Genomic DNA, 13,485 nt, shown 5'->3' with positions numbered 1-13,485 from the left:
AATTCATGACGCTCAGAATGCTGCACGAGGACCAGAAGTTGCAGGTGTCGGCGGAGCACGGGCGCTACTTCCGTTACCTGTCCGACTTCGTCGGCTTCACCGCCGAGGACGCCGAGACGATCCGGCGCACGAAGCCGATCATCGCGAAGCACGTCACGGAGATCGTCGACAAGTTTTATGCGCACGTGCTGCGCTACCCGCCGACGCGCAAGTTCTTCCTCAAGAGCGATGGCGCCATCGACCAGCCGTACCTGGAGATGCGCATGCGCCACCAGGCGAACTTCTGGCTGCGCACCGCCGACGGCGTGTTCGACGACGAATACGCCAGCTACGTCGACTACGTGGGCCGGGCGCATACCTCGCGCGGCGCCGACCCGCGCATCTACATCGCCGAGCGCTACGTGATCGGCCAGGTCGGCTTCATGTCGCATGCCGTCGCCGAGGCGCTCACGAAAGAGCTGCGCCACACGGACGAGGACTTTGAACTGCAGGCGATCGACGCGTGGCACAAGCTGATGATGCTTCTGCTTGAAATGCTGGCGCGCGCCTACGGCCACGAGCGCGAAGAGGAGACGTTCGAGCCGCTGGTACCCATTGACGAAGCGCAGGTCCAATCGCTGTCGAGCGAAGCGGTACACCTGGAAGTGGACAAGGATAAGGCAGTGCCGCGCAAGGCGGTGCGTGTGGCGCGCACCGGCGAGATCGCCGACGGCGACCGGCGGCTGATCGAGCACGCGGGTAAGTCGATCGGTGTGTTCCACCACAAGGGACAGTGGTACGCGCTCTGCAACCAGTGCCTGCATCGCGGCGGCCCGGTCGCGACCGGCACGCTGGACGGCGACACGCTGACCTGCCCGTGGCACGGCTTCCAGTACAACGTCACCACCGGGCAGTTGCTGGTCGACCCGAACGCGCGGCTGGAGACCTACCCGGTCGAGATCCGCGACGATGAGATATTCTTGCTAATACCAGTCGGGTAGCGGCCTGTCAATCGATTTGCGTCTATCAAAAAGCCGGCGAGGCCACTCTGGCCTCGCCGGCTTTTGTTTTCACACGAACTGTGGCCGAACATGCGCAGATCGCCATGTCGTCAAAGGCCGGCATCCAGATCGGCTCCACTGGGAACCGGCTTTCGCCGGAGTGACGATACGGTGTGCCAGACATCAAGCATAGATATAGAGAACGCTCTCAACAGCAAATTGCGGCAGAGGCTCAGTCGGCGATGCGCAGTTAGCAGCCTATCAATGTGCCAACAACGGTGGCCGACGCTTGCCCCCTGTTTGAACTGGTCAACGAATCAAAAACGGGATAGGGCCAAATCCAGTCCATCTACGTGCTATTTCAAGCCAAAATCCTTGATAATCTTTGTCCATCGCTCGTTTCATTTCATCAAGCGTATGCGCATCATAGAACCAGACTTCGATGAACGTCATGTCAGGCGTCATTTCGAGTTTCCCATCCGCTCGGCGATCGAAGATTGCTTCAAGCCCTAGCTGGATGTAGTACAGATGGACTCTGTAAGTCTCAACTCTGGCGCCAGGCAAGTTATGGCCAATAACAAGAGTTGGCGAGCCAACTTTGTTAACGAATTCCGCGACGGTCAACGTAATGGTATTGCCAGGCAAATAAGCAGAACATCCGCTTTGTGCATCACATAGCCCGTCCTCCAGATTGACCCCCAACGCAGAGCGAAGTTCAGCAATGCGAGAAGCGTATTTTCTGCTGGTTGGTGCCGTACTGTCGACAGGTTTTAAGTCCAGCGATACAGTTCCATAGATAATGACCAACGCGCTCAGCAATCCCAATACCACGAGCGCTACACCTGAAAGCCGTTGTATCCGCTCCAGCATTGACTGGTGCATGGCAAAGCCCCCTTCCGCTAGCAGCTAGCGGCTAGGTGCTAGTTGCTAGCGACTAGCGGCCGCACGATCGCGTGCACGCCGCGCGCCTGATTGACGATCTGCGTCACGCGCAGATCGACCAGCATGCTGGCCAGCGCCAGCGCCTCCGGCCGCTCCGCGCCGGTCTGTGCGACGATCAGATCCAGCGCGCCGTCGAGCGCCTGGTCGGCCGCCTTGTTCAGGTCTTCGTCGAAGCCCATGGCGATCCAGCCGGCGGGCGTCAACGCGCGCGGCATCTTAAGCGGCATGTCGTCACGCAGACGGAAGGTCAGCACGGCGCGCTCCATCGGGCACTCGATCGCCGTGCCGCTCACCTCGCCGTCGCCCTGCGCGGCGTGCCCGTCGCCGGTGCTGAACAGCGCGCCATCCACCTCGATCGGCAGGTAGAGCGTACTGCCGCTGACCAGTTCCTTGAGGTCCATGTTGCCGCCGACGCGGCGCGGCGGCGTGGTGCTGTGCACACCGGGCGCGCCCGGCGCGTTGCCCATCACGCCCATGAACGGCGACAGGCGCACGACATGCCCGTACTGGTCGGTCGCGGTGCCGGTCTCGGCGTCGATCTGCCACTCCAGCCGCGCGTGCCGGGTGATGCCGAGGTGCCCGTAGAGCCGCGCGCCGGTCCAGCCGACCCGCCCAGGGCGCAGTTCGCCGATCTGGATCTCCAGCGTCATGCCCGGCCGTGCGCCCTCGATGTAGACTGGGCCGGAGAGCGCATGTCCGCGGTCCAACTCGGGGTGGCGCGCGAAGTCCGGGTCGCGGATGCCGAGGAACGGGTCGTAGCGCCACGACGGGTCGAACGTGGTGAAGTGGACACTGTCGCCGTCGGCGATGCGCAGAACGGGCGGCAGGTCGGGGCTGAAGTGGCCGTGAAGCGTCTCGCGTCCGAACGGCAAGGTGTGAACGGTCATGGACGGAACTCCCCGCGCAGCATGGCGAAGACCATGGTGTCGCGCAGACTGCCGGAATCGGGCGCGCGCGAATCGGAGCGCGTAATGCCTTCGAGTGTGTAGCCGCAACGGCGCGCCACCGCCGCGCTGCGGGTGTTCAGTGCATCGCAGCGGATGACGATGCGCTCCGCGCCCAGCATCTCGAAGCCGAAGCGGGTAATGGCGCGCACGGCCTCGCTGATGTAGCCTCGCCCCACAAAGCGCGTGCGGCACCAGTAGCCGATCTCGAACGCGGGCACCATCCAATCGTGCGCGTGCAGACCGCTGGCGCCGACGAACGTTTCCGTGTCTTTCAGCCACAGGCGCATGCCGAAGTCGCGGCGCTCGAGGTACTGCGCGCGCGTATGCCGCGAGAACTCCTCGGAGTCCTCGACGGTTGGCGGCGTCTGCGCCCACGGCATCCATTGCTGCAACTCTGCGATGGATTCCTGGATCGCCGCATTCATTGGCGCGCCGTCGCCGAAGTGGGGCGCGCGGATCGTCAGGCGCTCGGTGTCGAACGACTCGGGGATGTCGAGCAGAATCGGACGTTTCATCGAATGTGCTTTCTCTGCCAGGCGAGCAGGGCGATCATTTCCCACGCAACATTGGCGCCGAGCAGCGCGGTAATCTGCCCGGCGTTGTCATACGACGGCAGCACTTCGACCACGTCGAACGCGACGAAGTTGAGGCCGGTCAGGCCGCGCAGCGCCTGCTGCCCCTCCGCGCTCGTGAACCCGCCGACCTCCGGCGTGCCGGTGCCGGGCGCATACGCCGGATCGAAGAAGTCGATATCGAACGAGAGGAAGGTTGGGCCGTCGCCGATCGTGCGGCGGACAGCATCAATCACTTTCGGGATGCCCAGCGCGCGCACGTCGTCGGCCACCAGCACCTCGAAGCCGAAGTCACGCGCCTGCTGGATATCGTCCGGGGCGTACAGCGGGCCGCGCATGCCGACCTGAATGACGCGGCGCGTATCGAGCAATCCTTCCTCGACGGCGCGGCGGATCGGCGTGCCGTGCGTATACTTGTGCCCGAAGTACGAATCCCAGACGTCGCCGTGCGCGTCGAACTGCACCAGTCCGAGCGGCCCGTGTTTGCGGGCGGCGGCGCGCAGTTCGGCCAGCACGACCGAGTGGTCGCCGCCGATGGTGATCGGCGTCACCCCGGCGTCGTGCAGTGGCCGGAGAAATGCCTCGATCTTCTCGTACGAGTGCTCGATGAAGCCGGGCACGACGGGCGCATCGCCGTAATCGACGCCGGAAAGATGGTCGAAGATGTTGACGTCGAGCGCGTGGTGGTACGGCCGCAGGAGCGCGGACTGCGAGCGGACGGACTCCGGGCCGAAGCGGGTGCCGACCCGCCACGACGCGCCGGTGTCGAACGGCAGCCCGGCGACGGCGAAGTCCACGCCGGCCGTGTCCGTCACATGCGGCAGGCGCATGAACGTGCGCACGCCGCTGAAGCGCGGCGATTCAAGCGAATTGGCGGGCGCGTAGCGGGGCATTGGCACTCCTTATCCTCGAACGCACGAAGGAAATCCAAAAGAGACTAACCGCAGAGCACGCAGAGTAAACCCGTTTTTTTCTCTGCGTCCTCTGCGCTCTCTGCGGCGAAAGGTTTTCCTTTGCGTGCTTTGCGTCCTTTGCGGTTTAGACGGTTTTCGATTTTGCGTGGCGCGAAAAGAGCACCACAGAGCCACAGAAGCACAGAGAAAAGCGCTGGGGTTTCTCTGCGTTCTCTGCGCCCTCTGCGGTAAAGGATTTTGTCTTTTGCGCTACGCAAACTCGGCGATCATTTCCAGTTCGACGGCGATGCCCATCGGCAGGCTGGCCATGCCGACGGCCGAACGCGCGTGTTTGCCGCGCTCCGGACCCCAGAGCGTTTCGAGCAAGTCGGACGCGCCATTGATGACGGCGGGATGCCGGTCAAAGTCGGGCGCCGCGTTGACCATGCCGAAGACCTTGACGATGCGCGTGATGCGATCCAGGTTGCCCAGGGCTTGCTTCAGTGATGCGAGCATTAACAGCATCGTCGCGCGCGCGGCGGCATAAGCGTCGGTCTCGCCCAGGTCGCGGCCCACCTGACCCCGGTAGAGGATCCGCCCGTCCGCCAGTGGTCCATGGCCGGAGACGTACGCCGTGCGTCCGTGAAGCGCCACGGTGACGAAGTTGAACTGCGCCGGCACGTTCCACGGCGACGGCAACTCGATCGCCAGTTCTCGTATGCGTTGCTCGATGACACCCATAAAAATCCCTCCGCGATAGCGTGCAGCCAGTATAGCATAACCGCAAGGCGTCCAATCACGCCTAGAGCGATTTCCAATTGGCTTTGTACTGCCGGTACACCAACTCGTCACTCCGGCGAAAGCCAGAGTCCAGAACAGCCCGTCTGGATGCCGGCCTTCGCCGGCATGACGAACTGATCGCTCGCAGCATAACTATGAACTCAATCGGAATCTGCTCTAACGGTTGGGATTTGGAAGTTGGGAGTTGGAATTTGGGCTTTGGGATTTTACCCACTATGCTTGCCGCACTGACATGCCCCACTTCGTTTACATCGTTCGCTGCGCCAACGGCGCGCTCTACACCGGCTACGCCGCGGACGTGGAGGCGCGGGTCGCCAAGCATAACGCCGGCAGGGGCGCGAAATACACGCGCATGAACGGCCCGGTCGCGCTGGTTGCCGCGTGGGAGGCGAGCGACCGTATGAGCGCGCTCAAACTGGAGCGGCGCATCAAGGCGCTGCCGCGCGCGCAGAAGGACGCGCTGCTGGCGGGCGCGCGGGCGCTGCCTGCCATAGACGGCATGGCCGACGCAGCGATCTTCGTTCGTCGCAAGCCGCGCCGGAGCGGGCGGGCGCGAAAAGCGCGCAAGTCCGACTAGACCGACCGCTCCGGCACCTCAACCCCGCGCGTCAGCACTGCGTTCTCACCGCGCATAGGGCGTCCCCTGGAAAGGCCTGGCGAAAAAACTCCGGTGCATTTCAGTTCTGGGGCGGCTATTGGGCCAACAAGCCGTCATGCCCGCGAAAGCGGGCATCCAGAGGTTCTGTTCTGGACTCCCGCCTTCGCGGGAGTGACGATGGTGGCACCTGTGTGGCAGCTTAGTTGTTCTGCCCTACATCTGTGCACCCAAACTCCGCCCGCACTTCATTTTAGACTCCAAATGCGCTACAATTGACCATAGGCCACTTTGGATAGCGACCGCCAGGGGGACCTTTCCAACACGCGCCACGTGATGTTGCCCGATACGTTTTATGGCTCGTGCACCCCGCATGTGTCACAGGGAGAGTTTGCGGCGGCGACAAGGTCGACTGATCTCTGTACGTGCCGTGCTGTCTATCTGCCTTCACTCATGATCCACCCATGATTCTGAAGAATCTGTGGCGGCGCAAGACCCGCACCTTACTGACCGTGCTCGGCATCGCCGTCGGCGTGGCCGCCGTGGTCGCGCTCGGCGCGTTCGGCGAAGGGATGGCCGGCGGGTTCAAGACCGTGTTCACCTCGGCCAGCGCCGACCTGATGGTTGCCGAGGAAGACGCCATCCTTGCGCTGATGAGCTCAGTGGATGACGCCGTCGGCGAGGAACTGCGCGGCATGCGCAACGTGGACGCGGTCTGCGGCACGGTGGTCGGCATGCTCACCATGCCGGACATCCCGTACTTCTTCGTGATCGGCGAAGACCCGCGCGGCTTCACGCTGGCGCACTACCGCGTGATCGCCGGCGAGCCGCTGCGCACCCGGCGCGAGGTGATGATCGGCAAGCTAACCGCCGGTAATTTCAAGAAGACGGTCGGCGACCGCTTCCGCATCGGCGAAAACTCCTACACCGTCGTCGGCATATACGAGACCGGCGCCGCGATCGAGGATGGCGGCGCCGTAATCACGCTGGAAGATGCCCAGCGTTCGTTCGGCAAGCCGCGCACGGTCAACTACTACAACGTGCGGCTTAAGGATTTGCGGCAGATCGACGCGGTGCGGGCGGAGATTGAAACGCGCTGGCCGGACCTGGCCGCCACGCGCTCCGGCGAGCAGACGCGCCAGACCGAAATGCTGGATCTATACAGCAGCTTCGGCTGGTTCCTCGGTGTGTTCGGCGTCCTGGTCGGCGGGCTTGGCATGATGAACACGACGCTGATGAGCGTCATCGAGCGCACGCGCGAGATCGGCGTGCTGCGGGCGCTGGGTTGGCGCCGCCGCCGCATTCTGGCGCTGATCCTCGGCGAATCGCTGGCGCTGGCCGCGGCCGGTGGGCTGGCGGGCATTGCCCTCGGCTGGGCGCTGATCGAGGCGGCGCGCCTCTCGCCGGCCACGCAAACGATACTGAGCGGCACGCTGACGCCGGCCATGATGGGCCAGGCGATGGTGATTGCGCTGATGCTCGGCACGGTCGGCGGCATGTACCCGGCCTGGCGCGCGGCGCAGTTACAGCCGATCGAGGCGATGCGCCGCGAGTCGGGCGTCGGCGGCGAGCTTGGCCCCGCCAGCCGGCTGCTCGCGCGCCTCACCGGCAGCGCGCTGCGCAATCTCTGGCGTCGCCCCGCGCGCACGCTGGTGACGACGCTTGGCATTGGCATTGGCGTCGGCTTCATCGTCGCGCTGATTGCCATCGTCAACGGCTTCACCGTGCTCTTCACACAACTGGGCGGCGCCGGCCAGATCGACCTGCTGGCCGAGGAGGCGGGCGTCTCCGATGCGTCGCTCTCGAAGATCGATGAGCGCATCGCCGACCGGATCGCCCTGCGGCCGGACATCCGTTCCGTGTCCAAGCTGGTGATGGGCGTCACATCCGCGCCCGACATGCTGTATCTGATCGTGTGGGGCGTCGATCCAAGCGACGAGTACCTCACGCATTACCGCCTGCGTGAGGGGCGGTTGATCGAGCGCCCGCGCGAGGTGATGCTCGGCCGCTTCCTGGCGCGCAGCGCCAAGAAGAACATCGGCGACAAGCTGCAGATCGGCGGCTCCGGCTATGAGGTCGTCGGCATCTACGAGAACGGCGTGTCGTTCGAGGACGGCGGCAGCGTCATCACCCTGCGCGATGCGCAGGAGCGCTTCAACAAGACGCGGCAGGCGTCGTTCCTCGGCTTTCGGGTGGCCGACCCGGCTCGCATCGATGCGGTCGCGCTGGCGCTGGAGGCCGAGTACCCGGAGATCATCGTCTCGCGCCCGTCCAATTTCACCCAGCGCATGAACGACATGGCCGTAACCTACGCGACGCTCAACGCGCTGATCGTACTGACCGTGATCGTCGGCGGCATCGTGATGACCAATGCGATGCTGATGAGCGTCTTCGAGCGCACGCAGGAGATCGGCGTGCTGCGCGCGCTCGGCTGGAGCCGCGGGCGGGTTGTGCGCATGGTGCTGGTCGAGTCGCTGGCGCTGAGCGTACTGAGCGCGCTGGCCGGCATCGCGCTCGGCATGGGGCTGGCCGGGCTGTTCACGCTGGAGCCGACGATGGGCGCGATGCTCACACCGGCTTACTCGGCGGAGATGTTCGGGCAGGTGTTCTTGCTGGCGGTCGCGCTCGGCGTAATCGGCGGCGTGTACCCGGCGTGGCGCGCGGCCAACCTGCGGCCGATCGAGGCGCTGCGTTACGAATAGGCGCGGCCCTGCACCGGACGATGAAACGCGGCGAATCACGACGACATTGAACGCACCCACCCGCCGGCTCGCACCACCGGTCCTCCCCGGCGACGAATTCGTGCTCCTGCTGCCCCGCACGGATACGGAGCGCGCCGACCAGGTGGCGACGCGCATCCGCGCCAGCCTGACGGATGCGAACCGGGCGCAGCCGCCATTGCCGCTCGGCCTCTCGACCGGGGTCGCGACGGCGGCGTCTGGCGCGCTGCCGGACGCATTCACCCAGGCCGACGAGCGCATGGTCACAGACACGCGCGCCCGCAAGATCGTCTCGCCGGCCGCCGCGCTAACCGGCATCCACCATCGACGCCAAACGACATTGGACACAGCGTGAGGCCGCACCCCATGATCCACCGACTACGCCGCTGGCTGGCCGCACCGGTCTTCCCCGACGCCGAAGCAAAGTCCTATCGCGCGAGCATCCTCAACTATGCCTTGAATATCCTGCTGTTTACCGTGCCCGTGGCGATTGCGGGCAATCTGATCGGCGGCCGCACGCCGTGGGAGGTCAGCGCCGTCGACGCGCTGCTGGTGGTCCTGGTGCTGTTGGCGCGCTTCCTGATGCGGCGCGGGCGCGTGCAGATGGCGAGCATCATGCTGGCCGTCGCGGCGTTGTTCACGGTGGCGGCGGCCGTCGTCGCGCTGGGCACAATCCGCACGCCGGTGGCGATGGGCTTCGGCGTGCTGGTGGTCGGGTTCGGACTGCTGTTTGACCTGCGCGGCCTGGTGGTCGGAATCGTGCTGTCATCGCTAACCATCCTCGGTCTGATCGGCGCCGAAAACGCCGGCTGGCTGCCGCGCCCGGACTACACCTTGACGGTGACGCAGTGGGTGACGTTTACAGCTTTGCTGGTGGCGCAGGGCGGTCTGACATTTCTGGCGCTCCGTTCCACGCGCCAGGCGCTGGCCGAGCGCCAGCAGGCCGCTGCGCAACTGCGCCAGAGCGAAGCACGCCTGCAGTCCGTGCTCGCCACCATGGGTGATGGCGTGCTGGTGCAAGATGCCCGCGGCGTCATCACCGCCTGCAACGCCGGCGCCGAGCGCCTGTTGGGGCGCCCGGCCGACCAGATCGTTGGGCAGGGGTGTGCGACACTGTGCGTGGGTGCAATCCGCGCCGATGGATCGCCGCTGCCGCATGACGAGCACCCGGCATCGATCACCTTGCGCACCGGCGAACCGCAGCAGAGCGCGCCCATCGGCATCGAACGGCCGGGCGGCGAGTGCTCGTGGCTGCTGCTGAACACGCAGCCCATCCGCGCCTCGGGCAGCGACGCGCTGCAATCCGTGGTCACCACCCTCACCGACGTCAATGCGCAAGTGCGGCGCGAACACGCCGTGGAAAAGGAGCGCGAGCGATACGTGCGACTGATGCGGGTCGCGCACGACGCCATCCATGTGATTGACCGGCAGGGACGCCTGCGCGAGTGGAACGACGCATTTCTGTCGCAGCTGGGCTACACGGCCGACGAAGCGCGCGCGCTGACGGTTGCCGACTGGGACGTCAGGTGGAGTGGCGCTGAACTGATCGAGCAGGTCAACCGGTCCATGGATCACCCCAGCACGTTCGAAACCCGGCACCGTCGAAAAGACGGCGGCATTCGGGACGTGGAAATCACGGCGACCGGGCTGACATGGGACGGCGAGCAGCTGCTGTACGCATCCGCGCGGGATATCACCGAGCGCAAGCGCCTGGAACGCGAGTTGCAGCGCGAGCGCGACTTTGCGCTGGCCGTCGTGAACACGATGGGACAGGGGTTGACGGCCACCGACGCCGATGCGCGCATCGAGTACGTCAACCCGGCCTATGCGCGCTTTATCGGCTATGCGCCTGACGAGATCATCGGCAAATGCCCGGTCGACTTTGCCGCGCCGGGCGACGCGGGCATGCTGGCGCAGGCGCGCGCCGACCGCATGCAGGGCAAGACCACGTCGTACGAAGCGCGCTACCGCCGCCGCGACGGGGCGATCGTGACCGCGCTGGTCACCGGCGTGCCGCGCTGGAGGGACGGGCAGTACGCGGGCGCGATCGCCGTGGTGACCGACCTGACCGAGCGCAAGCGCCTGGAACAAGAACTGGAGAAACAGCGCGACTTCGCGCTGATGGTTGTAAACAACATGGGCGAGGGGCTGGCGGTGACGGATGCCCGGGCCGCGTATGAGTTCGTCAATCCGGCCATGGCGCGCCTGCTGGGCTGCGCACCAGCGGACGTGATCGGCAAGCAGCCGAGCGACTTCGTCGCATCCGGCAGCATGGCGATGCACGCGCAGCTGCGAGCCGATCTCGCGGCGGGCGGCACGGCGACCCACGAAATCAACTACCGGCGCGGCGACGGCGGCATTCTGCAAGCGCAGGTCACCGGTGTGCCGCGTTTTGTGGACGGCCAGTTCGCCGGGGCGATCTCTGTGGTCACGGATTTGAGCGAACGCAAGCGCATGGAGCAGGAACTGGAGCGTCAACGCGACTTCGCCATCGCGGTGATCAACGCCATGGGCCAGGGCGTGGCCGTCCTCGACCGCGAGGGCCGCTTCGAATTTGTCAACCCGGCCTGTGAGCGGCTGCTGGGCTATCCGCGTGCTGCGTTTCCGGGCCAGCCGCTGGCAGCCATGCTGCACTCCGCAGACCGGCGGGCGCTGGCGGACGTGCTGGCGGCGTGGCGCGCGGGCCGCGAAGCCACCTGCGAGGTCCGCTGTGTCCGCGCCGACGGGAGCCTGGTGCCCGTGCTGCTCGGCGGCGCACCACGGCATGCCGCGGGCGCCAGTACCGGCGCCATCGCGGTGCTCACGGACCTGACCGAGCGCAAACGGAGCGAGGATGCGCTGCGCGAAAGTGAAGCGCGCTACCGCCAGATGTTCACCGAGCATTCGGCCGTCATGCTGGTTCTCGACCCGGAGACCGGCGCGATTGTGGACGCCAACCCGGCGGCCAGCCGCTTCTACGGCTACCTGCTCGACCGCCTGCACACGATGAACATGAAGGATATCAACGTACTCGCAGCAGCCGAGCTGGATCAGAGTATGCAGCACGCCAAGAGCGGGTTGCTGCGACACCTCTTCGTGCGCCAACGCATGGCGTCCGGCGCGGAGCGCGATGTCGAGGTCTATACGACCCCGGTGCGCAGCGGCGGGCGCAACCTGCTGTACACCATTGTCCATGACGTGACGGAGCGCAAGCAACTGGAGCGTGAGCTGGAGGTGCAGTTCCACTTCGCCACCTCGGTGCTGAATACCATCGGGCAGGGCCTGACCGTTACGAACGCGCAGGGCTGCTTTGAGTACGTCAACCCGGCGTTCGTGCGCACCGTCGGGCGTTCGCCGGAGGAGATCATCGGCAAGCGCCAGGCGGATATCGCCGCCCCCGACTATGAGCAGGAACGGGCGCAGGCCGCCAGCGACCGCCGGCGCGGCAAGATCACGACGTGCCCGGCGGTATATCTGCACCGTGATGGCCGCCGGGTCGAGGTGCAGATCACCGGCGTCCCGCGCTGGAACGGCAAGGAGTACGGCGGCTCGGTGGCGGTCATTAGCGACATGACCGAGCAGAACCGCCTGAAGCAAGCGTTGCAGGCACAGCGCGATTTCGCCATGACCGTGGTGAACACGATGGGGCAGGGACTGTTTGTAACGGATCGCGAGGGCCGCATCGAGTTTGCCAACGCGGCGTGCGCACGCATGCTGGGCTATGCCCCCGAGTCGTTCTCGGGCCAATGGCCGGACGAGTTGGTTGCCCCCGCAGACCGCGAGCGGCTCGTCGCGGCGCGCGCGGCGCGGATGGCCGGGCAGCCCAGCACATACGAGTTGTGCTTCGTCTGCGCCGATGGCCGGCTGTTGCCCGCCCAGATTGTTGCCGTGCCGCGCGACCCGCAGGGCGGCGCCGCCGGCGCGATCGCCGTCATCACCGACCTGACCGAGCGCAAACAGACCGAAGACCAACTGCGCTATATCAGCACGCACGACGCATTGACGGGTGTATATAGCCGGTCGTTCCTGGAAGCCGAGTTGGAACGCCTGGCGACGAGCCGCGATTTTCCGATCAGTATACTGGTCGCCGACCTGGACAACATGAAGACCACCAACGACCGGCTCGGCCACGCGGCGGGCGACGAGTTGTTGAGACGCGCAGCGCGCGTGCTGCAATCGGCGTTCCGCGCGTCGGACATCCTGGCGCGGATGGGCGGCGATGAGTTCGTGCTGGTGCTGCCGGAAACCGATGCGGAGTGCGCCGCGCAAGTGATGGGGCGCATCCGCGAAAACGTGGCGTTGGCGAACCGGGCGCAGGCCGGCGTTCCACTCAGCCTGTCGCTGGGGACTGCGACGGCCATGCACGGCGATTTGCAGGAGGCGCTGAAGCTGGCCGATGCGCGGATGTACGAGGACAAACGCGCCCGCAAGGAAACACCGGGCCTATGAACACGCCAGACCGCGATACGCCGTTCGGGATCGCGCGGTTGTTGAGCGCCTACGATCGCGCCGTCATGACGCAGTTCGCCAATGCGCGGGTGCTGCTGCCGATCGGGCTGTTTGCGCTGTTCACACTGGCCGTGTTTCCGGCCCTGCGCGCCTGGGCCGGGCCGGCCGCGCTGGCCGTCGTGCTGCCCGACACGCGCTGGTCGTGGACGGCTGCCGAGGGGTATGCGGCGCTGGATGCGCTCGGCGACGACGGGCGGCGACTTTACGCGCTGTCGGTCGCCGTTGTCGATATGCTCTACCCGCTCGTGTCGGCGCTCATGCTGGGCGCGCTGATCGCGCTGGCCTGGGGCGCCGCCCGGCCGGGCCGCTGGGACCGGCGGCTGGCGCGCCTGCCACTGGTCTATCTGCTGGCCGATTACTCCGAAAACGCGGGACTGGTCGTGATGCTGGCGAACTACCCGGCGCGCATGGCTGGCATCGCCCAGACGACCGCAGCGTTCACCACTCTCAAGTGGGCGCTGGTTGGGTTGTGCGCCGTCGTGATTCTGGCGGGCACGGCGGCGGCCGTCTTCCGGCGGCTAACGAACAGGGGGCTGTCATGAGCGAG

At 65.8% G+C, this 13,485-nt stretch carries 11 protein-coding genes; 6 read left to right on the top strand and 5 right to left on the bottom strand.

What is annotated here, in order from left to right; genetic code table 11:
• The first annotated feature begins 5 nt into the window (after positions 1-5).
• On the top strand, positions 6-980 hold the full coding sequence (locus HZB53_05410) for a Rieske 2Fe-2S domain-containing protein (GenBank protein MBI5877070.1): 975 nt from the start codon (positions 6-8) through the stop codon (positions 978-980).
• A 309-nt stretch (positions 981-1,289) separates the two neighbouring features.
• Here the strand turns inward: HZB53_05410 and HZB53_05405 are convergent, their stop codons facing one another.
• The 5 genes from HZB53_05405 to HZB53_05385 form a co-directional block, all read right to left on the bottom strand.
• Positions 1,290-1,862 carry a hypothetical protein gene (locus HZB53_05405; GenBank protein ID MBI5877069.1) on the bottom strand — a complete coding sequence of 191 codons (573 nt, stop codon included), beginning with the start codon at positions 1,860-1,862 and terminating at the stop codon, positions 1,290-1,292.
• Between the two features lie 38 nt (positions 1,863-1,900).
• Positions 1,901-2,809 carry an acetamidase/formamidase family protein gene (locus HZB53_05400; GenBank protein ID MBI5877068.1) on the bottom strand — a complete coding sequence of 303 codons (909 nt, stop codon included), beginning with the start codon at positions 2,807-2,809 and terminating at the stop codon, positions 1,901-1,903.
• Positions 2,806-3,384, bottom strand: a complete 579-nt coding sequence (locus tag HZB53_05395) for a GNAT family N-acetyltransferase (protein MBI5877067.1) — start codon at positions 3,382-3,384, stop codon at positions 2,806-2,808. Before HZB53_05395 ends, HZB53_05400 begins: the two co-directional genes overlap by 4 nt.
• Entirely contained in the window at positions 3,381-4,334 is a 954-nt protein-coding gene (speB, locus tag HZB53_05390) for an agmatinase (GenBank protein MBI5877066.1), read from the bottom strand. Before speB ends, HZB53_05395 begins: the two co-directional genes overlap by 4 nt.
• A gap of 270 nt (positions 4,335-4,604) precedes the next feature.
• Complete coding sequence (locus HZB53_05385) at positions 4,605-5,075, bottom strand: RidA family protein (GenBank protein ID MBI5877065.1); 471 nt, start codon at positions 5,073-5,075, stop codon at positions 4,605-4,607.
• A 292-nt stretch (positions 5,076-5,367) separates the two neighbouring features.
• Between HZB53_05385 and HZB53_05380 the strand changes: the two genes are divergently transcribed.
• The 5 genes from HZB53_05380 to HZB53_05360 all read left to right on the top strand — a co-directional run bounded on the left by HZB53_05380 (position 5,368) and on the right by HZB53_05360 (position 13,480).
• Complete coding sequence (locus HZB53_05380; GenBank protein MBI5877064.1) at positions 5,368-5,712, top strand: GIY-YIG nuclease family protein; 345 nt, start codon at positions 5,368-5,370, stop codon at positions 5,710-5,712.
• Positions 5,713-6,194: 482 nt separating this feature from the next.
• Positions 6,195-8,432, top strand: a complete 2,238-nt coding sequence (locus tag HZB53_05375; GenBank protein ID MBI5877063.1) for an ABC transporter permease — start codon at positions 6,195-6,197, stop codon at positions 8,430-8,432.
• Between the two features lie 46 nt (positions 8,433-8,478).
• Complete coding sequence (locus tag HZB53_05370; protein MBI5877062.1) at positions 8,479-8,805, top strand: diguanylate cyclase; 327 nt, start codon at positions 8,479-8,481, stop codon at positions 8,803-8,805.
• An 11-nt stretch (positions 8,806-8,816) separates the two neighbouring features.
• Entirely contained in the window at positions 8,817-12,878 is a 4,062-nt protein-coding gene (locus HZB53_05365; GenBank protein ID MBI5877061.1) for a PAS domain S-box protein, read from the top strand.
• Positions 12,875-13,480 (top strand): hypothetical protein, encoded by a 606-nt coding sequence (locus HZB53_05360; GenBank protein ID MBI5877060.1) that lies wholly within the window; start codon positions 12,875-12,877, stop codon positions 13,478-13,480. Before HZB53_05365 ends, HZB53_05360 begins: the two co-directional genes overlap by 4 nt.
• The last annotated feature ends 5 nt before the right edge of the window (positions 13,481-13,485 follow it).

The organism is Chloroflexota bacterium (assembly GCA_016235055.1).
Lineage (GTDB): Bacteria > Chloroflexota > Anaerolineae > JACRMK01 > JACRMK01 > JACRMK01.
Note: the sequence above shows the minus strand (reverse complement) of the source record. Positions and strands in the feature narration are given on the sequence as shown.